The organism is Mitsuokella multacida DSM 20544 (genome assembly GCF_000155955.1).
Taxonomy (GTDB): Bacteria; Bacillota; Negativicutes; order Selenomonadales; family Selenomonadaceae; genus Mitsuokella; species Mitsuokella multacida.
In genome coordinates this window covers 1,432,033-1,455,633 of the sequence record NZ_GG697141.2, presented here as the reverse complement: position 1 = coordinate 1,455,633, position 23,601 = coordinate 1,432,033, and the positions used below count along the sequence as shown (strand labels likewise).

Below are 23,601 nucleotides of genomic sequence, written 5' to 3'. Positions count from 1 at the left end.
ACATCAGGCAACAGTGTATCAGATCATTTCGGCCATGAAATAGTACTCATCCGTGGCCAGCGTCAGGTGGAGTTTCTCCGAGAAGAGCTCCGCCGCCTTCTGCAGCTGCTGGACCTTCCTGCGGTCGAGCTCAGCAGGATTCCCGCCATAGTGCAGCGGCTTGCGCATGACGCAGCGCTCGAGCGCACAGCCGCAGTGGACGAGCAGGCGGATGCGCAGGGGATTAGCCAAGGGCTCCGCGCGCCCCGCTTCGAGTCGCTGGTCAAACTCCATCAAAAGCGGCAGGACCTTCTCGGGATTGAGGTACGTCAGGAACTTTCGGAGTGACTCTGCGCAGAGGTTCTGGACGACGCGGCTGCCTTGCCTGGGCCTAACGGTGCCGCGGCTGCCCGTGACGATCTCTAAGAGCGCCGCTTCGCCCGCCCCGTCAATGATGGCCTCGAGCGGGATGAAGGGGATGCGCATCGCCGGCTTCTTGACGCCGACGGCCGCCACGATGCGATGGCCCTCCGCAATCTCCTGCAGCCGCTCCTCAAGCTTGACGAGGCCGACAGGGATGACCGGCAAGGACTGACCCGCACCGCGCAGGATATCCTCGACGAGTGACTTGAGCTTGAGCGCCGTTCCCTGTCCTGTCGAGCAGATCGTCACGACGACGCGACCGTCGTCTGTCACCTTCGCGAGCTCCTCATCCTTCGTGACATCACGCGCCTCATAGCCGTGGAAACTCGCGAGGGAGTCGTAAAGCCCATCGAGGTCCATGCCCGCGAGTTCTGCCTTGCGCATGGCCTCGAGGATCAGCGGCGTCGAGACCATGTCGATCGTGCGGACGGGAACCTCGATGCTCTTCTCCAAGCTCGGACCGAGATTGCAGAGCGAGCCCATATCCGCGAGAATCAGGACGCCCTTGAGGCAGTGCATGGACTTCAGCATAGCCGTCATCTTGTCGAGCACGGCCTGCGGCCGGACCTCGAGTGGCATGTCGACGGCCAGCACGCTGACATCCGTCGTGCCGAACAGGCGCTGCGCGACCTCGACCATCGAAGTCGCCGTGCTCTGGCCGTGCGTCGCGACGACGATGACGACGCGGTCATCGAGGTCATCCTCCTGCGATGACTCCAGCAACAGGGCGATGTACTCAATCTCGACGCGCGGCACCTCGATGTGGTAGTGCTTCTCGATAAGGCTGCCGATTTCCTGCGCCACCTCGAGACAGAGCGAGTCCTGCGGCACGGCGCCCTCGAGTTCCTTATGCGGCACATCCTTCGACTTGACCCGCTTGAGGAAGGCTGAGAGGTGCAGGCTGAATGCATAGAGGAAGCGGTCGTGGTAGCTCGAATTCATGCGCTTCTGCACATAGAGCGCCACATGCTCCGCAAAGTCGACGAGCGAGGCGTCGACGATCTTGAGCAGGCGCTCCCGCGTCGTCATGTTGACGGAGTGCTTCTTGTTGTAGAGATTGCGCACATAGATGTTGACGTCCGTCGCAAGGATCTGCTTGATGAGATCGCTGCTGATACCCTCGCCCTTCAGGAGATCGACCTTCGCCTCGACGACCTGGTAGAGGTTAAAAGGCTCCACGCCACTATCCGCATCCGTCAGTTGGAATTCGGGCCCCGGCGGCACGATGATGCACGAATCACTGCCGAGAGCCTTCGTGACCTCGGCCAGTGCCTGACGGTTGGCCGAGAGCGTCAAGAGGCCATTGCGGATCTGCTGCGGCAGCATCTTGAAGTCAACCTCGATGCCCTCGGGGCTGTCGATGCCACTCAAGAAAGCCTGCGCGCAGAGCAATTTGATGTTCGACTTGAGCTGGCCGACATTGCCGCTGCCGATGCTGCCGACGAGCGCCTTTATTGTCTCCACGCCCACGCGGATTGGCTTCTTGACGCGCTGCGCCTCATCTTGGAACATCAGCTTGATGATGTCGAGCTTCTCGCCTGAACTGCGCTCCGCGAGCGGCGGGATCTTCATGATGTTCGGGATGCGCCGCACAAAGGTCTTCGTCAGCACCGAGTCGGGATCTTCTGTCGTCGCCCCGATGATCAGGACCTTGGCCTGTCGGCTGCGCCGCGTCTCGCCGAGACGGTTGAATGTGCCCGTATCCATGAAGTAGAAGATCATCTCCTGACCTTCAGGTGGCAAGCGGTGGATTTCATCGAGAAAGAGCACGCCGCCGTCTGCCTCCTCGACGAGGCCCGCCTTTGATTGCTCAGCGCCTGTGAACGCGCCTTTGACGTAACCGAAGACATGCGAGATCAAGAGTTGCGGATTGTTGTAGTAATCCGCGCAGTTGAACGTCACGAACGGCGCGTCTTCCGCGAAGCGGTGCATGGTCTTGCCGTACTCGAACATCATGTGAGCAAAGAGTGTCTTGCCGACGCCCGTCTGGCCGACGATCAGCGTGTGCAGACCATCAGGCGGATAGAGTATCGCCGCCTTGGCCTGCTCGACCTGACGCTTGAGGCTCCTATCCGCACCGATGAGCCGCGCAAAGGGATTCTCCGGCTCCGCCGGCGCCTTCGACTGGCTGATGGCCTCGACGTCGTCAAACTGGCAGGCCCCCTCACCGAGCTCCACGCCGAGTGCCGACTCCAGGCAAGCCTTGTCGAAGTACAGGACTGGACGGCCCAAGAACTTCACGATCTTCCCCTGACGGTGCAGTTCATTGAGCTCTTTCGAAACATTATTGCGCAAGATATCCAACGCCGCCGCGATCTGCTGCGCATCAAACCCGATGCGCCCCGTGACCTGGTCCCCCGGCCAGGCCTCCGAGCCCTGCTGGATGTATGCGTAGATGCGTTCCCCTCGTTTCATTCTGGTTCCCCTCCATGCATCAACACGATAGACACTTTTTATTATAGCAGGCGCCGCCGCAGCAAGCAAAAAGAGCAGCGCATCTGCGCTGCCCTTTAGAAATCAGGAATCGATATCTTTTGACTCAGCCTACGAGCTCGTAGCCGGCCTCTTCGATGACCTTGCGGAAATCCGCCTCGGAGATGTCGTGGGTTGCCTTGACATCTGCCTTGCCGCCTTCGAGGTCGACGGTGACGTCCGTGACGCCGTCCATCTTGGCGAGTGCATCGTGAACATGCTTCTGGCAGTGGGCACACATCATGCCCTCGATCTTCAGTGTCTTTTCCATTCTTATCGCTTCTTTCTCCTGTACAGGTTGTGTTTCGGCTACCGGGATGGCAGCTTTTTCCTCATGTCTATCAGTAGAGACGGCGGCTGCCGTCTGTCCTGCCTCAATTTTCGCGCTCGCGCCATGGTCTGGCTTGAAGAAGCGCAGGCGCAGGGCGTTCATGACGACGCAGACGCTCGACATGCTCATGGCCGCGGCGCCGATGACCGGCGAGAGCTTGATGCCGAAGGCCGGATAGAGGATGCCTGCCGCGAGTGGGATGCAGATGACGTTGTAAATAAGCGCCCAGAAGAGGTTCTCCTTGATGTTTTTCAGCACGGCCTTCGAGAGGCGGATGGCGCTGACCGCGTCGAGGAGGTCGCTCTTCATGAGCACGGCATCGGCGCTCTCGATGGCGACATCTGTGCCTGCGCCGATGGCGATGCCGAGGTCGGCCTGCGCGAGTGCCGGCGCATCGTTGATGCCGTCGCCGATCATCGCGACGCGGTGGCCTGCCGCCTGCAGCGCCTTGATGTGCTCTGCCTTGTTCTCCGGCAGCACGCCGGCGATGACCTTCTCGATGCCCATGCGGCGGCGGATAGCCTCAGCCGTGCGCGCGTTGTCGCCCGTCAGCATGACGACATCGATGCCCATCTCGTGGAAGCGCGCGATAGCCTCACGGCTCGTCGCCTTCTCCACATCGGCGGCAGCGAGGATGCCGATGACGCGGTCATCCTGCGCGAAGATCAGCGGCGTGCAGCCGTCATCAGAGAAAGCAGCGAGCTGGGCTTCGTAATCCTTGAGGTCGACGCCCTTCTCCTCCATGAGCTTTGCATTGCCGGCCGCATAGGCATGTCCGTCCGCTTTCGCCTCGACGCCGCGGCCGAAGAGTGCGCGGAATTCCGTCATCTCTCTGGGCGCGATGCCCTTCACTTTGGCCGCCGCCATAACGGCTTCCGCGAGCGGATGCTCGCTGCCCTGCTCGAGGCCGGCCGCAATTGCGAGGAGCTGCTGCTCCGTGACACCGTCTGCCGTCACGATGCCGGTGACTTCCGGACGGCCCTCCGTGATTGTGCCGGTCTTGTCCATGACGACCGTGTCGACGGACTGCGCGACCTCGAGGGCCTCGCCCGACTTTATGAGGATGCCGTTCTCCGCGCCCTTGCCCGTGCCGACCATGATGGCGACCGGCGTCGCGAGTCCGAGTGCGCACGGACACGAGATGACAAGGATGCAGATGGCGATCGAGAACGCGAATTCGACGCTCGCGCCCATCGCGAGCCAGATACCGCCCGCGATGACAGCAATCGTGATGACAGCCGGCACGAAGATGCCCGCGATCTTGTCGGCCGTGCGCGCAATCGGCGCCTTCGAGGCACTCGCCTCATCGACGAGACGGATGATCTGGCTGATCGTCGTGTCCTCGCCGACGCGCTCCGCGCGGAAGTGGATGGAGCCCTGCTTGTTGATCGTGGCCGAGGTGACCTTGTCGCCCGCATGCTTCTCCACAGGGATCGGCTCACCCGTGATGGCCGACTCGTCGATGCTCGTCGTGCCGGAGAGCACTGTGCCATCTGCGGGGATGCGCTCGCCCGGGCGCACGATGATCTCATCGCCCGCGACAAGTTCTTCCGCGGGGATGGTCTGCTCCACGCCGCCGCGCACGACACAGGCCTGCTTCGGCGCGAGGTCCATGAGCTTCTCGAGCGCCTTGCTCGTCTGTCCCTTTGCGCGCGCCTCGAGGTACTTGCCGACGGTGATCAGCGTGACGATCATGCCGGCCGACTCGAAGTAGAGGTTCGTGCTGTACTCCTGCACGAGCGCCATGTCGCCATGGCCGAAGCCCCAGCCCATGCGGAAGATCGCGAAGGCGCCGAAGAGCGCCGCTGCCATCGAGCCCATGCCGACGAGGCTGTCCATGTTCGGCGCGCCGCGGAAGAGATTGCGGAAACCCGCAATGTAGTAGCGGCGATTGAGGTACATGATCGGCAGCACGAGCAGGAACTGCGAGAACGCGAACGTGATGGCGTTCTCCGGCCCATCGAAGATCGTGCTGATAAAAGCCGGCACCGGCAGCCCGAAGAGCCGCTCAAAGAGGCCGTGCATCGAGATGTACATCGTCGGCAGCAGGAAGATGATGGACCAGATGAGACGGTGCTTCATCTCCGCAATGCTCTTCTTGACGGGGTCCTCCTGTGGGGCGGCCTGTGCTGCTGCCTTCTGCCCCTTGACCGAGGCGCCGTAGCCGGCGTCGACGACCGCCTTGATGATAGCGGGCACATTCGTCTTCGCCTCATCGTACTCGAGCTGCATGCTGTTCGTCAGCAGGTTGACGCTGACGTCTTTCGTGCCGTCGACTTTCGCGACAGCCTTCTCTACACGGGCCGAGCAGGCCGAGCATGTCATGCCCGTGATCGTGAATTGTTCTTTCTTCATCTTGGATTTCAGCCTCCTTGGTGGCTATTGGGAAAACGATGGGTCACTTCATAACTTTCTGCAAGGTCGCGACAAGCTCATCGACGACCTCATCGTGGCCGGCGCGGATATCGTCGACCACGCAGGACTTGATGTGCTGCGCGAGCAATTCCTTGTTGAAGGCATTGAGTGCCGACTGGATGGCGCTGACCTGTGTGAGGATATCGACGCAGTAGCGGTCCTCCTCGACCATCTTGCAGACGCCGCGGACCTGGCCCTCAATGCGCCGCAGGCGCGAGACAAGGCATTTGTACTCCTTGCTGTCCTTATCGCGGTATTTATGCTTGACGCAGCCGCAGCAGGACTTTTCTTCTGTACCTTCCGTACCTGCTGCAGCCACGTTCTTTGTCTTTTCACATGCACACATAAAATATACCCCCTAACGGTATTTTATACTATACCATAAGGGGGTATCTGTCAAGCAAAAAAATTCCCGCCTGATGGCGGGAATCCGATGGTATCAGCCTTTGTCCATCGAGTGGATGATGATGTCGGTGATGATCTTCGTCCAGTCGACGCGGCCGCCTGCGCTGCCGGAGTCGCGGTCATCGGGCTGCGGTGTGGGCTCTGGTGGCGGGTTCTTGGCACGCTCAGCTGCCTGGCGCGCAGTGCGCAGGTCGTTGGCGAGCGCCTGATCCTGCTTGTCGGAGTAGTTCCAAGCAATCTCGAGCTCGCGCACGGCGTCGTCGTAGCGACCCTCGTCATAGTAGATAAGGCCCTCGTACTGGTGGCAGCGCCAGATGGGATACGTTGTGTTATCGTGCGTTGTCGTATTGGCCGCGCTGAAGTCCTCGAGTGCTTCGTGCGGCCGATTGAGGCCGTAGTAGGCGCGCCCGCGCAGGTAGTAGGCATAGGCGCGTGGGTTGCCCGTCACCTGGCGGTCCCCGATGAGCGTCGTGAGCTCGTCGATGGCTTTCGTGTACTCGCTGCGCTGGATGTTGCCCATACTGCGGTCGAAGATCTTGCCGTAGTCGTAGCTCGTCTCGAGGCGCGTGCCGAGCTTTTTCTTCTCCTGGCCGTTGGCCTTCTGGTACTGCTGCAAGAGCTCCTCATTCTGCTTCTTGAGGGCATCGCGCTCCTGCTGCAGCTTCTCGACCTCATCCTTCTTGGCCATCAGGGCCTTGAAGTCGATGTTGTCCGTGTCAACTTCCGCCGTCAGATGGACCGTGTACTTCATGGTCGTGCCCGAGAGCTCCGGCACAGAGTCCTCCTTGATGACCTTGAGCACGGCGCCGGAAATCATCTTGACATCGTCCTCGGTCAGCTGCATGTTCTTCGTGCGCGAATAGCTCTCGACGTAGACGCCGGCCTTCTCGACGGCCGCGCGCATGGCCTCCTGCCGCGCCGCATCGCGCGCAATCTTCGGGGAGTCGTTGTCCCCCATGATGTAGACGCCCGTCGCCTCGATGACCTGCGGCGCCGCTTCGGCAGGCCCCTGCCCGCCCAGTCCGATACAGACGGCTGCCATCAGCACGAGGCAGGCCCGCCACAACCTCTTCATATCCAACACCATCCTCATCTAAATAGTGTACCTTGCTAACTACTTATTCTATATTATACGGATGTCATTCCTGCTTTCCAATTAGAAAACCATGAATTTCATCGGATTCCCTGCATCTCAAAAAAATTTTGCGGAATCGCAAAAAAAAGATTGACACGGCCGCCCGAAATCGATATACTATATCTTGTCAGTTGCGACAAGCGACAGATGCTGATTTAGCTCAGTTGGTAGAGCAGCTCATTCGTAATGAGCAGGTCGTAGGTTCAAGTCCTATAATCAGCTCCATATTTCGCTGATTTAGCTCAGTTGGTAGAGCAGCTCATTCGTAATGAGCAGGTCGTAGGTTCAAGTCCTATAATCAGCTCCATCTGGAACATCAGGCTTTCGAGAAATCGAAAGCCTTTTTTGTTGCCCATCTCTCTCCGACATCTGCTATAATGAAGGAAACAATGGCATCGAAACGATGAACAGGAGGAATTACCATGAAGATTGCAATGGCAAATGACCATGCGGGCACGAAGCTCAAGAACGAGATCAAGGCATACCTCGAGAGCGAGGGCCATGAGATCAAGGATTTCGGCACGTACGACGAGGAGTCGTGCGACCTCTCGGACTTCGTCTACCCGGCTGCCCTCGCCGTCGCCAAGGGCGAATGCGACCGCGGCATCTTCGTCGACGGCGTCGGCTACGGTAGCGCAATGATCGCCAACAAACTGCGCGGCATCTTCGCCGTCGTCTGCCAGGACCCGTTCTGCGCGGCCCTCGCCCGCCAGCACAATGACAGCAATGTGCTCTGCCTCGGCGGCAAGATCATCGGACCGGCAATCGCTATGGAAATCGTCAAGACCTGGATGCACACGGACCCGCTGACGGCCGAGAAGTACCGCCGCCGCGTCAAGAAAGTCCAGGAAATCGATGCCAAGCACTGCGTGGCCGTCAAATAATCACGAAACCATCATACCGAAACGGTAAAAGAGAAGTCCCGGGTAAAACTCGGGGCTTCTCTTTTTTTACATAATGATGTTATATATCGTCGCCCTTGTCGCGACAGTAATTGACGAGCGAGTCAATAAAGGCGCGCGCAGCATGCGACAGATACGATTTCTTGCGCCAGGCGACGAGCGCATGGCGGCGCGGGCGCGTCGGCAGTGCCGCATAGCACGGCCGCGTCTTCGGCTGGAAGGCGCGCAGGAGCGTCATCGGCAGCAGAGTCGCGCCAAGGCCCGCTGCTGCGAGCGTTAGCGCCGTCTCCATGCTGCGCGTCTGCAGATAGATCTTCGGCGTGAAGCCGGCCTCCTCGCAGAGCGAGAGCAGCTGCTGGTGGAGTTTCTGCTCGCTGTGCATCTGGATGAACGGCGTATCCTTCAGGAGGCCAATCGGCAGCAGAGGCAGTGTCCCGCGGCAGTCCTGCGGCAGGTGGTACTGTTTCGAGAGCTCATGCCCTGCCGGCAGGACAAGGACCATCTCTTCAGAGTAGAGCTCGGCAAACGAGAAGGCGTTGGCATCGACGGGCTGCGTCGCGATGATGAGGTCAGCGTCCCCCGAGAGCACGGCCTCTTCGAGCCGCTTCGACGTGTGCTCCGCGAGCTGCAAGCGGATACCCGGGTACTTCTCCTGGAACTCGGGCAGGAACGAGGCGAGGAAGTACGTGCTGCGGAACGGCGAGCTGCCGACGACGAGGTTGCCCTGCGCACAGCCGAGCTCATCCTCAACGTAGCGGTGGAACTCCGTGTCGAGTTCCATGATGCGCTGCGCCGTCTCGAGGTACTTCTGCCCGATCGTCGTTGGGCGCAGCGGCTGCGAACCGCGGTCGAAGAGCGGCGCGCCGACTTTCTTCTCGACGCTCTTCAGGAGCTGCGAGAGCGACGGCTGCGAGATGTAGAGCTTCTCCGCCGCGCGCGAGATGGAGCCCGTCTCATAGATGGTGCGGATGTAATGGAAGTGACGGATTTCCAAGTAAATTCCTCCCCCAACAAGAGTAATATAGGATTAATCCTATTGAATCTATAAGTTCTTATGTAAATCATGATAATTGTGATTTTCATAACATGATCACAGACACAGCAAGAATCCTTGATTTTCAATATTTTAATGCATAATATTCATGATTCTTTTTTATTTTACCATATAGTTATTATTATGTATTTAATAAAATATCTAGTATTATACTTATAGTAAATTCTGTACTATAATAAAGACATCAAAACGAGATAAAACAAAAGATAACAAGATGCAGAGTCCTGCAAGGAGGTCTTTACCATGTCGTTAACGTATTATTTCCTGCCAACCCGCAATGTCTTTGGTGAAGGTGCTGTCAACGAAGCCGGCAAGCTCATGAAGAGCCTCGACGGCACACATCCGATGATCGTCACAGATGCCTTCCTCGCAAAATCCGGCATGGCCGACCAAGTCAAGAAGATCCTCGAGGATGAGGGCCTGCCGACTTACATCTTCGGCGGTGCTGAGCCGAACCCGACGGACAAGAACGTCGTAGCTGGTGTCAAGGCCTTCAAGGAACAGGGCTGCGACAGCATCATCTCCCTCGGCGGTGGTTCCTCGCACGACTGCGCCAAGGCCATCGGCCTGATTGCGGCCAATGGCGGCGAAATCTACGACTACGAGGGCATCGACATCTCCAAGAACAAGATGGTCCCGCTGATGTCCATCAACACGACGGCCGGCACGGCTTCTGAGATCACGCGTTTCTGCATCATCACGGATACGCGCCGCAAGGTCAAGATGGCCATCCTCGACTGGCGCGTCACGCCGCAGATCGCAATCAACGACCCGGTCCTCATGAAGGGCATGCCGCCGCGCCTCACGGCCGCAACGGGCATGGATGCTCTGACGCATGCCATCGAGGCTTATGTCTCCTCCGCTGCGAACCCGCTGACGGATGCCGCTGCCCTGCAGGCCATCAACATGATCCAGAAGTACCTGCCGAAAGCCGTCGCCAATGGCGATTACCTCTACGCCCGCGACAAGATGGCCTATGGCCAGTACCTCGCCGGCATCGCGTTCAACAATGCTTCCCTCGGCTATGTCCATGCCATGGCCCATCAGCTCGGCGGTTTCTACAACCTGCCGCACGGCGTCTGCAACGCCATCCTGCTACCGTACGTCTGCGAGTTCAACCTCATCAGCAACCTCAACCGCTTCCGCGACATCGCTCGTGCGATGGGCGAAGTAATTGACGGCCTCAGCACGAATGAGGCCGCCGACAAAGGCATCAATGCCATCCGCCGCCTGAGCCGCGAGGTCGGCATCCCACAGACACTCAAGGAACTCGGCGTCCAGCCGGAAGACTTCGAGCTCATGGCTGGCAATGCGCTAAAGGATGCCTGCGCTCTGACGAGCCCTCGCAAGTACACGAAGGACGAGGTCGTCGAGCTCTACCGCCGCGCCTACGAAGGCGACTGGGTCGACTCCACGCTCTGATCCTTCATCGACCCCTAAAACTCACCCCCCACTGCACCAAAAGAGGCTGCCGTTCCGGCAGCCTCTTTTGGCATACAACTGTGTTTCTATTCAAAGCGCTTTTCGGTAGAGGGCCAGGACATCCGCTTTCGTGGTCGTCCGCGGATTGACGGCGATGTTGCCGCTCTTCATGGCATCATCAGCCATGGCTTCAAAGGACTCTGCCGTAACGCCGGCATCGTGTAGGGTGGCTGGAATGCCGAGTACGACATTGAGCTCGCGAAGGAGTGCCACTAGATCGATTGGCTCAAAGTCCTCTGGTACCTCGCAGTTGGCGATGTACGCATAGATCTTCCTGTACTTGCCCTGGTCGGCAAGCGCGTTGAATTCCATGATGGTCGGCAGCAGGATGGCATTGGCCACGCCGTGCGGCACGTTGAAGTAGGCGCTGACGGGATGGCTCATCGCGTGGACGTTGCCGAGGCGCGCCCACGAGAAGGCAATGCCAGCGAAGAGCGAGCCCGTCAGCATCGCCTCGGCCGCCTCGACGTCCGCGCGGTTGGCGACGTAGCGGCGGATGTTGCCGCCGATGAGCTCGAGCGCCTTCTCCGCCATCGCATCGGAGAACGGCGAGGCCGCGCGCGAGATGTAGGCTTCGATGGCGTGGACCATCGCGTCGATGCCGCATGCGGCGGCAACGCGGGCCGGCGCCGTCGTGAGGAAATCGGCATCGAGGATGGCGTATTTCGGAATGAGCTTGTAGCTGAAGACCGTCAGCTTGTAGTTGCGCGCATGGTCGGTGATGACCGAGAAGGCCGTGGCCTCCGAGCCCGTGCCGGCCGTCGTCGGGATGGCGATCAGCGGGATGATGTCGCCCGGCACCTTTCCTCCCCCCTCATAGTCCGTGATGCTGCCGCCGTACTTGGCGACGACAGCCACGGCCTTGGCTACGTCCATCGGCGAGCCGCCGCCAAAGGCGACGATGAAGTCGGCGCCGCTCTCCCTGTAGGCAGCGGCGGCCTTCGCGACCGTCTCGACAGATGGATTGCCCTCCGTCCCGCTGAAGATGTCTGCGGGGATGCCCGCAGCAGCCAAGAGGTCCGCGCAGTGCTTGACATGGCCCATCTTCGTCAGATGTGGCCCTGATATGATGAAGGCATGCGTGCCGCCAATCTTCTTGGCTGCCTCAGCAAGGCGCTCGGCCGTGCCGCGGCCGACGAGGATATCCTGTGGGATGGAAAACGCGAATTCATTCATGGACGTAACTCCCCTTCTATCTTGTTCCATTCAATTATAAGGCTTATGATGCTGGCGTCAGGTTGCGCTCGGCAAGGATCTTGTCGATGGCATCGTCGATGGCGCGGTCGAGTGCGACCGAGATCTCCTCGTCGCTCGACTGCAAGGCCACTGCATCCTCGTTCGAGATGATGTCGACGAGCAGGCCGAAGCGCTCTCTGTACTTGCGCTTGCAGGCGACGCCGAAGATGACGCCGAGCACAGCCCAGCCGCCGGCCATGAGCCACTCCTGCCAGACGAGCGTCGCGCCGGAATTCGGGATGACGTAGAGCGCGACGATGAAGCCCGACATGAGGACGGCGAGGCCGCCGACGATCTTGTAGTGCGCGACCTTGAACGGGCGCTCGAGGTCCGGTTCCTTCTTGCGCAGGATGAGGAAGGAGACGGCGACCATGCAGTAGGCCACGCAGCAGGCAAAGTTGCCGGCATCGACGATCCAGACGAGCATCTTGCGGCCGGCGAACGGCGCGAGGATGGAGAGGAAGCCGATGAGGTAGAGCGCGTTGACCGGCGTCTTGTACTGCGGGTGAAGCTTCGCAAAGAACTTCGGCACCATGTAAGACTCCGCCATGGAGTAGAGCGCACGGCTGCCGCCCATGAGGAAGGAGTTCCAGCTCGTGATGATGCCGCACATGCCGCCGATGATGATGACCTTCGCCATCGTCGCGGAGTTCATCGCCTTGGCCATGGCATCGGCCGTGACGAGTCCCGTGCCGTTCTCAGAGGCGAGGATCTCCGGTCCGGTCAGCACGAGGCCGACGGCGACGATGACGAGCGCGTAGAAGAGCACGGCGCAGACGACAGAGAGAATGAGGATGCTGCCGATCTTCTTGAGCGGCACCTTGATCTCTTCCGCGGCCTGCGGGATGACATCGAAACCGATGAAGTAGAATGGCGTCATGACGGCGACGGCGAGCACGGCCTTGATCGTCGTGCCCGTATCCTCACCGACGAAGGCCTGCGGCGCGAGCGTCGAGACGCTGCCCGTGATGGCCGAAGCGACGATGAGCAGGATACCGGCCGCGCCGATGATGACGGTCAGGATGGTCTGGAGTTTCGCCGCTGCCTTGACGCCGCGGATGTTGATCCAGGTCATGAGCAGGCTCATGCCGACGGCGACGGCAAGCCACGAGGCGTAGATCTTGAAGCCGGCAACCGTGTAGAGGTAGCCCTGCAGGAAGCCCGGGAAGATATAGGTAATGATGGTCGGCAGCGCGCAGGCCTCGAAGCAGACGACACTGGCGTAGCCGAGGACGATGGCCCAAGTGCAGATGAAGGAACCAATCGGCCCCATCGCGCGGTGGCTGAAGACATGCTCGCCGCCGCACTGTGGCATGGCGCTCGTGAGCTCGGCATACGTGAGACCGACAAAGAAAATCATGATACCGCCGATGAGGAAACCGATGGCTGCGCCCAGGATGCCGCCATCCTGGATCCACGTGCCGGTCGAGACGACCCAGCCCCAGCCGATCATCGCGCCAAAGGCGATGACGAGAATATCCCAGGCGCCGAGCACCCGGTCAAAGGATGATGTCTTCTGTTCCATGACGTTCACACTCCCATCTCAGCAGTAGCTACAGGCGGCTTGTCCGGCGCGGTGTCCGTCTCACCGATCGATGAAGCAGCGGCGGTCACCGCGTCCTTTGTGCCCTTGCGCACGAGAGCCCCTTCGATGTCCTGGCATCCCTCGATGCCAAACACCTCAGACGCGACTTCTTCAATGAGCTTCGCCGTGCGGTCGATTCCCAGAAGCGAGGAATCGATGAGCAGGTGGCGGTTGTGGCGGTCGCCGCGGTACGTGCCCGTCACCTGCTTGTAGCGCGCGTGCAGGTCTTCATCGCTCTTCTTGATGAGAAGCTTGGCATCCGTCTTATTGAGGCTGTGAGCCTTCATGACATTCTCGAGGCGCACGGCGCTCGGCGCGTAGATGAAGACGTTGAGGCACTTCTCCTGATGGCGCAGGATGTGGTCGGCACAGCGGCCAACGAAGACGCACGAGCCGCGCGCGGCGAGGCGCTTGACCGTCTCGCGCTGCAGGAAGACGACGCGGTCCGTCAGGTTGTGGTACTTGATCGCGCCGAGCTTGGCTGGATTGATGGTGACATCGCGGCCGCGGATTTCCTGCGCCTTCTCTGCCTTATCCAAGAGGTCCTTCGAGAAGCCCGCTTCCTCGATGATCGCATCGATGAGGTCGCGGTCGTAGCACGGGATGCCGTAGTCCGCGGCGATTTTCCGGGCAAGTGCCGGGCCGCCGCAGCCGTATTCGCAGCCCACCGTGATGATGACTTTCTTTTTCTCCTTCGTTTTCGGTGCATGCTCCATAGAGATTCATCTCCCTTTCCTGGAGGTATATCGAATTGGTATCCATGGATACAAGCAAGCAAGAGAGCTGTTGCAGAAGACTTGCTCCTGCAACAGCTCCCTTGCTGTACTTGCTGTATGATGGAATAATGGAATGGCTCTTTACTTGCTCAGACTCTCCACCGTCTCCTTGATGATGGCCACAGCCTTGTCGCAGTCGGCCTCCGTGATGATGAGAGGCGGGATCAGGCGGATGATGTGCTTGCCGATGGCCGTGATGAGCAGATGGCGGTCGAAGCAGCCGTGCTTGACCTCGACGCCGGAGATCGTATCGTCGAACTCGCAGCCGACGAGCAGGCCCTGGCCGCGGACTTCTTTGACATGCGGCAGTTCGGCGAGCTTCGCGCGCAGGTAAGCGCCGACTTTCTCAGCATTGCCGGCGAGGTCGCGGTCGAGGAGTTCATTGACCTCGGCGAGCGCCGCGGCGCAGCAGACCGGATGGCCGCCGAACGTCGTGCCGTGCGAGCCCATCGTGAAGGCCTTCGCGACTTCCTCACGCGCGCAGATGGCGCCAATTGGCATGCCGCCGCCGAGTGCCTTTGCCATCGAGACGATATCCGGCTTGATGCCGTAATGCATGTAGCTCATGACCTTACCCGTGCGGCACCAGCCCGTCTGGACCTCATCGATCAGCAGCAGCATGCCCTTCTCGTCGCAGAACTTGCGCAGGCCGACCATGAACTCCTTCGTGGCCGGATGGACACCGCCCTCGCCCTGGACCGGCTCGATCATGATGGCGATGGTGTTCTCCGTGCAGGCTGCCTTGAACGCCTCGAGATCATTGTACGGCGCGTAGGAAAAGCCGTACGCCATCGGGCCGAAGCCGACCTGGCAGGCATTGCCCGGCTGGCCCGTCGCCGACATCGCGCCGAACGTGCGTCCGTGGAAGCCCATCTTCGCCGTGACGATGTGGTAGCGGTTCGGGCCGTAGTGCTCGATGCCGTACTTGCGGGCCATCTTGATCATGGCCTCGTTGGCCTCGGTGCCCGTGCTCTGGAAGAAGATCTTGTCCATGCCAATCGTCGTGCAGACCTTCTCAGCCAGGAGAGCCTGTGGGATCGTGTACGGATAGTTGAACGTCTGCATGATCTCAGCGGCCTGTTCCTGGACAGCCTTGACGACCTTCTCATTGCAGTTGCCGGCACTGTTGACCGCAATGCCTGCGTAGAAGTCGAGATACGGCGTGCCGTTCTCATCGTACATGTACTGGTCCTTCGCCGTCTCGGCGAGGAAATCAAAACGCTCATACGTCTCAATCATGTATTTCTTCACTTTTGCCTTGATGTCTGCTGCCGTAAGACCCGTATCCTTGAGTTTCATGATGGATTCCTCCCTGTCAAGCTCCCATAGATTCTCTACGCGATAAGATTAGATGATAACAGTCAAGATAGATGCGTGAAATAAAAAAGGCGCCAGACATCATCCTCGCGGATATCTGTCTGGCGTCCTTGCCATCTGCATCTTTATCTTTAGCATGGGTACAATATATCACACAAAAATCGATACGTCAAGCATTATTTTGCAAAAAACGCTAATTTTGTCCATTATATTGCACTATGTATGCACTCGGCAGCTCAGCTGACTACAAAGAACGAAGCAAAGCTTATCTTCTCTTTGCCGTGATTGCGGTAGATGTGCTCCTCTTCCGACGAGAAGCGGAAGGACTGCCCCGCTTCGATCGTGTAGACCTTTTGGTTGGCGAGCTCAAGCGAGAGCTCCCCCTCCAATACGAACACGTACTCCTTCGTCCGCTCGCCATGCCCGCCACTGCGGTAAGTGCCGCCCGGCTCGACGTCGATGCGGTAGATCTCGACCACATGGTTGTCCGCGATTGGGAAACAGGTCCAGACGCGGTACTCGCCCGCGACGTCCTTCGTCGGCGTCAGCTTCTCGACGTCGACGAGGTAGGCATCCTGACGCGGCGACTGCGTGAGGTCCGTCAGCTCGATGCGCAGGCCGCTCATGATCTTACCGAGCACGCCGATGGACGGATTGGCCGCCCCCTTCTCGATGGCCGCAAGCATGCTCTTGCTCACGCCCGTCTGCTCCGCCACCACATCGAGGCTCATGCCCTTGGCCTTGCGGATGTGGTTGAGGTTGATGGCGATATTGTGTACGAGATAATCCATATCCTCACCCTCTCTCGTGTTTCTCGTCATTTGATTTTCCTTCAATATACTGCAAAACAAGCTCATGGTCAAAATATCTTCTTCCCCTACAGTGATTGCTATCAATCTCTATCGTTCTGCATCAGTTGCCATCATGACAGCAAGATTTTATAGTATCGTCTCCGCCATGCCCTGCCCCGCCCACAGGATTCCTGTATTTTTCAAAAAATTACACCAAAAAATTGAAGACGATACGGTAACTTCCATGCTATAATAAACATAAAGTTAATCAAGAAGAACAATATAGATGACAAAAAATTGTTCATTAGTAGTCAAGGGAAAGGCGGTTATCACAATGATTAAAGTTGGTATTATCGGCGCAGGCCGCATCGGCCATGTACATGGCGAGAGCATCTCGAAGTTCGTCAAGAACGCAACGGTCAAGACGATTGCCGATCCGTTCATGAACGAGAAGACGGAAGCTTGGGCTAAGTCCATCGGCATCGAGAACACGACGAAGGACTACCATGACATCTTCAACGACCCGGAAATCGAGGCTGTTCTCATCTGCGCTTCGACGGACCAGCATTCCCCGCTTTCGATCGAGGCACTGCGCGCCGGCAAACACGTCTTCTGCGAGAAGCCGATTGACCACGATGTCAACAAGATCAAGGAAGTCCTCGATGTCGTCAAAGAGACGGGCAAGAAATACCAGGTCGGCTTCAACCGCCGCTTCGACCACAACTTCAAGGCCATCCGCGATGCTGTCGTCGCTGGCAAAGTCGGCAAGCAGCAGATCATCAAGATCACGTCGCGTGACCCGGAGCCGCCTTCCATCGACTACGTAAAAATCTCCGGCGGTATCTTCCTCGACATGACGATTCATGATTTCGATATGGTCCGTTACCTCTCCGGCGCAGAAGTCGAAGAAGTCTATGCAGAGGGCTCTGTCACGGTCGATCCGGAAATCGGCAAGGCTGGCGACATCGATACGGCCATCATCACGCTGAAGCTCGACAACGGCGCTACGGCTGTCATCGATAACTGCCGCGCAGCTTGCTACGGCTACGACCAGCGCGCTGAAGTCTTCGGCACGAAGGGCTGCGTCGCCATCTCCAACGATTCTGACTCCAATGCTGTTTACAGCTGCAAGGATGGCGTCATCGCTGAGAAGCCGATGTTCTTCTTCCTCGAGCGCTACATGATGGCTTATGCAAACGAAGTCGATCAGTTCATCGAAGCCATCGTCAACGACACGCCGACGCCGGTCAATGCAAATGATGGTCTGCAGCCGGTCCTCATCGGCCTCGCTGCTAAGAAGTCCGTCGACGAGCATCGTCCGGTCAAGATCGCTGAGATCCGCGCTCAGTATGGTCTTTGATCTGGGGCTCTCCCAATCCATCTAATCTGTTTATTTCTTTGTTCCTTCGTTCCTCTCCATGCGGCACCCCCTGCCGCATGGTTCCATACCAGAAGAAAGGACCCTTCCCCGAGGGTCCTTTTTCGTGTACAGAACCGTTGTCGTAAAGCCAGCTGATATATGTTATCTATTGGTCTATTTATGATAATTTTTTGATAAATTGTTTGCACTCAACTGCACAATCTGTTAAAATAGAGACAGTATACGATACGGAACGATAATCTTATAATGTAATGCATTGTATGCATCCGATCTATCAGGAGGGAGTATTTTGCTGCAATATTTTCCAGATCATCGCTACCGCTCCACCTTCTGCAAGAATTCCTCGCCGCGCCTCGAATACGTCTGCCACGTCGGCACAGACGCCTCGCACATGCCCCGCAGCATGCATGAGCACGACCATCTCTGCGAGCTTCTGCTCGTCTCACAGGGAGCAGGAATCTACATGATCGATGGGCGGCGCTACACTGCACAGAAGGGCAACCTGATCATCTACAACAGCCGCACGGTCCACGATGAGTTCGGCGGCAGCGGCAGCAACCTCGTCACCTACTGCATCGCGATTGGCGGACTGCGCATCGACGGCCTGCCCGCTGACCACCTGCTGCCTGATGGTTACTGCCCGGTCCAGCCGCTGCGCCAGCACTTCGCGGAGGTCCAGAGCCTCTTTGACGCCATCGAGAAGGAGGCGAAGTCTCATGCTGAAATCGCCAACTATCTCACGATGGCACTCATCACCAAGCTCGCGGCCTTCCTGCGCGAGGAAGGCCTGCAAGAAGAGCAGCAGACACCGACACTCGCAGCCAGGGCCCGCGCCTTCATCGACAAAAACTACAAAGAGGCTATACGCCTTGGTGACATTGCGACTGCCACGCACACGAATGCCTACTACCTCTCCCACCTCTTCAAGGCAGAGATTGGTCTCTCGCCGATGAAATACGTCATCCTGCGCCGCATCGGCGAGGCACAGAACCTCCTGATCAACACCGATATGACGATCACGCAGATCGCTGCCCAGGTCGGCTACAACAACTCGAATTACTTCCAGAATGTCTTCAAGGGCGCGCTCGACATGACGCCGGGCGAATACCGCCGCAAATGGACCGTCTGACCGTCCTGACCATCGTTAGATAGCAAAAAAATCCCCACAGGCTTGGGATGCCTGCGGGGCAAAATTGGGATGGGTTGGATGCGCGTGCCATTCACACATGCATCCAGATTTATCTTAATCAGAGTTCGCCCTTCGCCTCACGTGCGACGAGGTCGCGCATGATCTGCGGATACTGCTTATCGAGCTTATAAGCCCAGAGAATCAGCAGCAGGACAACCCAGACAAAGATCGGACCGAATTCATAAAGATCAATGATCATCTGGATGGCGCTGTCCGGCTGAACAGCGGCAGCCGTCGTCGAGGAGACATAGCCTGCGTAGGAGAGCAGGCCCGTCAGGACTGCACTCGTGAGGCCAGAGCCGACTTTCGTGCCGACAGAGCCGCCCGAGAAGATCAGGCCTTCCTGACGGATGTGGAATTTCCACTGGCCGTACTCGACGACATCGCCGAGGAAGCCGAAGATAACGGAGTTCAGCGGGGCAAAGCCGATGCCGCGGATGACGCAGCTGAAGACAACCCAGTTGAAATCGAGCGGATTGAGCAGATAAATCAGATGACCGACAAAGCAGACACTGATGCCAATGAGGCTCATGTTGCGCTTGCCGAACTTGCGCAGCAGTGCTGGGCAGAAAACAATCGTAAAACCGATCGTCAGGCCAGTCTCCAGCAGGTACAGGATGGAATAGAGCGAGCTGTCCATGAAAATGTACTTGCAGTAATACGGCAGGACCGTGCCCGTGATGTAGAAGATGACGTTCTGCATCATCCAGATGGTCATCGCCATCCAGAAATACTTGTTGAGTGCCAGGCATTTGAGGGATTTGCCGACCGGGATCTTTGCGACTTTCTTGCGCGCTTCGATGACGACGGTCTCCTTGCACTGCGAGAAGCAGAAGAGCAACAACAGGAGTCCGAGGACAGCCCACATGCCCATGACTTCGACCCAGGCCATCTGGTTATCACCGAACATCTTGACGAGCGGCAACGTAGCCGATACCGAGAGAATCTTGCCGAGTGGCGAAAGCGTCATACGCGTGATGGAAAGCATGTCGCGCTCTTTCGAGATGCGCGTCATCATCGCAGACAGTGATCCATATGGCAGGTTAAGTGCCGTATAGCAGACGGTTGTGCAGAAGTTGTAGGTGACGAACAAATACGCGAACTGAAGGGCCGAGGAGCCTTGCGGTACAGTATAGATGAGGACGATTGATAATGCAAACGGTACGCTCGTCCAGAGGATCCAAGGTCTCGACTTACCCCATTTGGAATTCGTGCGCTCGACGATAAATCCCATGATGACATCTGAGAAGCCATCGAAGCAACGCGAGATCAAGAATACGAGACCGACCATAGCCGGATCAATGCCCGCATAATCGGTGTAGAAGAACGTCAGGATGCTCATGGCACCCCAGACGATGTTCTGTGCCGTATCGCCAAGGCCGTAGGCGATGCGTGTGAGCCATGACAATTTGCCGCTGTTTTCTGCGGCAGCATTTGCCGGATTACCCATTAATACCCCTCCTGAATCTGTAATCGCATGCGGATTTTTCCACAAGATAATAATATTCCGACTTCTTCTAGTGTACAGATAAGTACGGATTCACCAGCTGCAACACAAATCGCCGCAGCTGGAATCCATTTCTATTTAATTCAGATGACGATGGCAATCAGTAGTCAATGACCACTGGCTTCCCTTCCTTGTACGACTGCGTCGTTGCAAAGGCAATCTGTGTTGATTTCGTGCCATCGTAAACCTTGACTTCCGGCTTGCGGCCCGTCTGGACACAATCGATGAATTCCTGCATCTCGAGCAGGTAGGCCTGCGCGAAGCGCTCCGGGAAGCCGCTGACGCATTCCTTGACGGCGCCGTTCTTATCGTAGATCATGCAGAGATTCTTCTCCGGGACCGGGCTGATGCGCAACGTGCCCTCCGTGCCGACGATCTCTGTCTCAACGTGATAGCCATACGGTGCTGTGCGCCCGACATGGACAAAGCCAATCTTGCCGCTCTTGCACTTGTACATGGCCACGCCCGTCTCATCATCGCCAGCCGCCTTGAATTCTGGATGCTTGAATGTCGCACCTGATGCATAGACCTCGACCGGATCCTCGCCGAGGAACCAGCGCATGAGGTCGATATCGTGGATAGCCATGTCGATGAAGATGCCGCCCGACGTCGGTGCGAAGCGGATGGCGCCCTGCACGAGTGCTTCCGGGTCGATGCCCGTCGCCTTGACCATGTACGGCTCGCCAATCAAGCCAGCCTTGATCTTCTCCATCGCATAGGCGTAGGACGGGTCGAAGCGGCGCATGAAGCCGAGGAAGAACGAAAGCTCCGGATGGCGCTCTACTGCGACTTCCGCCTGCTTGCACTCCTCGACGTTAACGCCGAGCGGCTTCTCCGAGAAAACGTGCTTGCCCGCATCGAGCGCCTTTGCGATCTGGCTGCAGTGCAGGCCGCTCGTCGTGACGATGGCTACCGCATCGATATCGGCTTTCGCAAGCATCTCGTCAAAATCCGTGTAGACGTCCTTCACACCGAGTTCATTCTGCGCGTACTCCAGCTCTGCTGGCATGATGGAGCAGGCTGCCGTGAGCTCTGCATTCGGGATCTTATAGGCAATATTATTGGCATGGACTTTGCCGAGACGACCGAGACCAGCGATACCGACTTTAACCTTTTCCATGATAATCTCTCCTCATAAAAATATCACATTATGATTATTTCTTATGATTCGCGCGCGTTTCTTTCTGAACTGCTATTATAATATCATGGTCAGGTCTTGGTGTCATTATCACCACCTGCCGAAAAATGTTCATTTTTTGCTCTCATGGAGTCCCGATTTGTCAGACACCTGTCTGTCAGACCCCCCCTCTTGCTCGAACTTATAGCGGTTATGCGTGCCCGCCGCTGAGAAATACTGCCGGAAGGCCTTGGGCGTCATGTTCATCTCCCGATGGAACGCCCGGACAAAGTACGAGCTGCTCTGAAAGCCTGTCGCCTCCGCGATCGTGTCGATCTTGTCCCGCGTGTAGACAAGCATCTTCTTGGCCTCGGCCAGCCGATGATTCAACAGGTAGAGGTGCGGGGACGTCATCATGATGCGCTTGAAGAGCCGCGTGAAGTAATACGGACTCAGGCTCACGGATTCCGCGATATCCTGCACGGAGAGCGGTTCTGCATAGTGGCGGCGGATGTAGGCAACGGCCCGCCGGACGGATTCCTCGGCTGGTGCCTCCTTCTCCAACGACTGCTCTGCCAGCTGGCAGAGAATGCTGTAGAGATCGCGCGAGAACTGGAACTCGCTGCAATTCCCCGACTTGAGCCCCTGCAGGATATCATCGATCAACGGCTCGACACGAGCGCCGAAGAACGTGCTCATATGGCCCGAGCCATTCGTCTCGTAGATGCGTTCCAGCAAGGGGCCTACCTCGCGTCCGTTGAAGTGGAACCACTTGACCCGCGCAGTCCCCTCTGACCAGTAGTCATTCTTCTCCCTGCAGGCGAGCAGCACGAGCTCACCTTCTTTGGCCACAAAGTGATGACCGCGCAACTTGAAGTGAAGTGCACCGCGCGCGACGTACTGGATCATATAGGCATCCATGTAGTCGCGCCGGATGCGGTACGGGGAATCGAGCTCGTATGTCGCTCCCCACATCGGGTAAAAGAGATGCTGCTTGGCAAAATTGCTGGCGGCATAGAAATACACACCGTCACGCCAGAGCACCCCTGGTTCTTCAATCGCCATGAAATTTCCCTCCTCTTACAGACAACTACACTCTATTATGCCATGTCCTGCCGAGAAGGGAAGGTTTTCTCAGAAATTGCGTGCGATCACGGCTTCGCTCTTTGCCTTGCCGATGCGGTAGACGTCATCTGCCGGCATCGCGTAGTACTCCGGACGGAAGAGCTCGAGCGACAGGACGTCCTGTGCCCAACCGATCTTCCTGAGCGTCTGCAGGATGCCGTCGAGGTCGATGCAGCCATCGCCCGGCCAGACGCGGTCGTCATCGCGCAGAGCGCCGAACTGGAAGTCCTCCGTATCGTTGAGGTGGACGATGAAGATCTTCTTGCCGTCCGCCTGCGCAAGGTCCGCAAGGCTCGAATGCATGCCATGGAAGTGGAAGCAGTCGAGCGTCAGGCCGACATTCTCCATGTCGAGCTCGTGGATGATGTCGTACGCCTCGCCGAAGTCGTTGATGGACGCCTCCGGATGGCCGAGGAATTCAACTGAAAGGCGCATGCCGGCTTCACCACAGATCTCGCCCATCTCCTTGAGACAGGCCAGCGTTGACTTGCGGATGGCCTGGCGCGTGACTTTCTTGAGTCCGACAGTCGGCACCGTGATGACGGTCTTGCAGCCAATTTTCTTGCCCCACTCGCACATCTCGCGGAGCTTGCGCAGCGTCTCCTTGTAGTCGGCCTCTGGCAGATTGTTGAAGTACTCGAGCGTATTGAAAGCCCAGGGCTTGACCGGATGCGATTCAAAATACGCGGCCAGCTCGTCAATCGAATGCTTTGCCAGATAATCCTTGAGACAGTCCATCGTGCGGATCTCGATCATGTCATAGCCGTACTTCTCGCAGAGAGCCAGGTCCTGCTCGAGTGACGTGCCCTTGCATTTGAGTGCCGTCGCTTCATTCATGCTGAGTTTCATTGCAATTCCCCTTTTCTGATGCTTTGCCCCGTCTGCCCCAGATGGTCATCTCATGGTATAATAGAGATGACCTCTCGGCTGTATCGAGGTTTGTTCTTGTTTCTGTATATTATTATATCTTGATTCGACG

The 23,601-nt window shown here is 57.8% G+C and carries 18 protein-coding genes and 2 tRNA genes; 6 read left to right on the top strand and 14 right to left on the bottom strand.

The features are described 5' to 3' along the window. Window positions 1-18: 18 nt before the first annotated feature. From MITSMUL_RS06685 to MITSMUL_RS06670, 4 genes are all read right to left on the bottom strand, one after another. Window positions 19-2,817: a sigma-54-dependent transcriptional regulator gene (locus tag MITSMUL_RS06685; protein ID WP_005841147.1), complete on the bottom strand. Its 2,799-nt coding sequence runs from the start codon at window positions 2,815-2,817 to the stop codon at window positions 19-21. Window positions 2,818-2,941: 124 nt separating this feature from the next. After that, window positions 2,942-5,560, bottom strand: a complete 2,619-nt coding sequence (locus MITSMUL_RS06680) for a heavy metal translocating P-type ATPase (RefSeq protein ID WP_005841146.1) — start codon at window positions 5,558-5,560, stop codon at window positions 2,942-2,944. A 43-nt stretch (window positions 5,561-5,603) separates the two neighbouring features. Then, window positions 5,604-5,966 (bottom strand): metal-sensing transcriptional repressor, encoded by a 363-nt coding sequence (locus MITSMUL_RS13115; RefSeq protein WP_005841145.1) that lies wholly within the window; start codon window positions 5,964-5,966, stop codon window positions 5,604-5,606. A 93-nt stretch (window positions 5,967-6,059) separates the two neighbouring features. Next, the gene (locus MITSMUL_RS06670) at window positions 6,060-7,100 is read right to left on the bottom strand and encodes a tetratricopeptide repeat protein (protein WP_040635647.1); all 1,041 of its coding nucleotides are present in this window, start codon (window positions 7,098-7,100) and stop codon (window positions 6,060-6,062) included. A gap of 209 nt (window positions 7,101-7,309) precedes the next feature. On the opposite strand from MITSMUL_RS06670, the gene MITSMUL_RS06665 reads away from it, so the two are divergent. The 3 genes from MITSMUL_RS06665 to MITSMUL_RS06655 all read left to right on the top strand — a co-directional run bounded on the left by MITSMUL_RS06665 (window position 7,310) and on the right by MITSMUL_RS06655 (window position 8,044). Then, window positions 7,310-7,385 (top strand) — tRNA-Thr (locus MITSMUL_RS06665). 6 nt (window positions 7,386-7,391) lie between these two features. After that, window positions 7,392-7,467 (top strand) — tRNA-Thr (locus MITSMUL_RS06660). Window positions 7,468-7,582: 115 nt separating this feature from the next. Then, window positions 7,583-8,044: an RpiB/LacA/LacB family sugar-phosphate isomerase gene (locus MITSMUL_RS06655; RefSeq protein ID WP_005841143.1), complete on the top strand. Its 462-nt coding sequence runs from the start codon at window positions 7,583-7,585 to the stop codon at window positions 8,042-8,044. Window positions 8,045-8,123: 79 nt separating this feature from the next. Here the strand turns inward: MITSMUL_RS06655 and MITSMUL_RS06650 are convergent, their stop codons facing one another. Then, window positions 8,124-9,056 (bottom strand): LysR family transcriptional regulator, encoded by a 933-nt coding sequence (locus MITSMUL_RS06650; protein ID WP_005841141.1) that lies wholly within the window; start codon window positions 9,054-9,056, stop codon window positions 8,124-8,126. A 303-nt stretch (window positions 9,057-9,359) separates the two neighbouring features. On the opposite strand from MITSMUL_RS06650, the gene MITSMUL_RS06645 reads away from it, so the two are divergent. Beyond that, complete coding sequence (locus tag MITSMUL_RS06645; protein ID WP_005841140.1) at window positions 9,360-10,538, top strand: iron-containing alcohol dehydrogenase; 1,179 nt, start codon at window positions 9,360-9,362, stop codon at window positions 10,536-10,538. Between the two features lie 90 nt (window positions 10,539-10,628). Here the strand turns inward: MITSMUL_RS06645 and MITSMUL_RS06640 are convergent, their stop codons facing one another. The 5 genes from MITSMUL_RS06640 to MITSMUL_RS06620 form a co-directional block, all read right to left on the bottom strand. Further along, on the bottom strand, window positions 10,629-11,774 hold the full coding sequence (locus MITSMUL_RS06640) for an iron-containing alcohol dehydrogenase (protein ID WP_005841138.1): 1,146 nt from the start codon (window positions 11,772-11,774) through the stop codon (window positions 10,629-10,631). A gap of 43 nt (window positions 11,775-11,817) precedes the next feature. After that, the gene (locus MITSMUL_RS06635) at window positions 11,818-13,359 is read right to left on the bottom strand and encodes an APC family permease (protein WP_005841135.1); all 1,542 of its coding nucleotides are present in this window, start codon (window positions 13,357-13,359) and stop codon (window positions 11,818-11,820) included. A 5-nt stretch (window positions 13,360-13,364) separates the two neighbouring features. Continuing rightward, window positions 13,365-14,135: a cytidylate kinase-like family protein gene (locus tag MITSMUL_RS06630; protein WP_005841133.1), complete on the bottom strand. Its 771-nt coding sequence runs from the start codon at window positions 14,133-14,135 to the stop codon at window positions 13,365-13,367. Window positions 14,136-14,276: 141 nt separating this feature from the next. Further along, window positions 14,277-15,494, bottom strand: a complete 1,218-nt coding sequence (locus tag MITSMUL_RS06625; protein ID WP_005841132.1) for an aspartate aminotransferase family protein — start codon at window positions 15,492-15,494, stop codon at window positions 14,277-14,279. Window positions 15,495-15,748: 254 nt separating this feature from the next. After that, window positions 15,749-16,303: a helix-turn-helix domain-containing protein gene (locus tag MITSMUL_RS06620; protein ID WP_040635646.1), complete on the bottom strand. Its 555-nt coding sequence runs from the start codon at window positions 16,301-16,303 to the stop codon at window positions 15,749-15,751. A 334-nt stretch (window positions 16,304-16,637) separates the two neighbouring features. Here MITSMUL_RS06620 and iolG (MITSMUL_RS06615) point away from each other — a divergent pair, with 334 nt between their 5' ends. Both iolG (MITSMUL_RS06615) and MITSMUL_RS06610 read left to right on the top strand, forming a co-directional pair. Next, window positions 16,638-17,663, top strand: a complete 1,026-nt coding sequence (iolG, locus tag MITSMUL_RS06615) for an inositol 2-dehydrogenase (protein WP_005841128.1) — start codon at window positions 16,638-16,640, stop codon at window positions 17,661-17,663. Between the two features lie 310 nt (window positions 17,664-17,973). Then, the gene (locus tag MITSMUL_RS06610; RefSeq protein WP_040635644.1) at window positions 17,974-18,813 is read left to right on the top strand and encodes a helix-turn-helix domain-containing protein; all 840 of its coding nucleotides are present in this window, start codon (window positions 17,974-17,976) and stop codon (window positions 18,811-18,813) included. Window positions 18,814-18,931: 118 nt separating this feature from the next. Here MITSMUL_RS06610 and MITSMUL_RS06605 read toward each other — a convergent pair whose 3' ends face one another. From MITSMUL_RS06605 to MITSMUL_RS06590, 4 genes are all read right to left on the bottom strand, one after another. After that, complete coding sequence (locus MITSMUL_RS06605; protein ID WP_005841126.1) at window positions 18,932-20,323, bottom strand: MFS transporter; 1,392 nt, start codon at window positions 20,321-20,323, stop codon at window positions 18,932-18,934. A gap of 157 nt (window positions 20,324-20,480) precedes the next feature. After that, window positions 20,481-21,500, bottom strand: a complete 1,020-nt coding sequence (iolG, locus tag MITSMUL_RS06600; protein WP_005841124.1) for an inositol 2-dehydrogenase — start codon at window positions 21,498-21,500, stop codon at window positions 20,481-20,483. Window positions 21,501-21,629: 129 nt separating this feature from the next. Next, the gene (locus MITSMUL_RS12130) at window positions 21,630-22,562 is read right to left on the bottom strand and encodes an AraC family transcriptional regulator (RefSeq protein ID WP_005841123.1); all 933 of its coding nucleotides are present in this window, start codon (window positions 22,560-22,562) and stop codon (window positions 21,630-21,632) included. A 69-nt stretch (window positions 22,563-22,631) separates the two neighbouring features. Next, the gene (locus MITSMUL_RS06590; RefSeq protein ID WP_005841122.1) at window positions 22,632-23,471 is read right to left on the bottom strand and encodes a sugar phosphate isomerase/epimerase family protein; all 840 of its coding nucleotides are present in this window, start codon (window positions 23,469-23,471) and stop codon (window positions 22,632-22,634) included. Window positions 23,472-23,601: the final 130 nt, after the last annotated feature.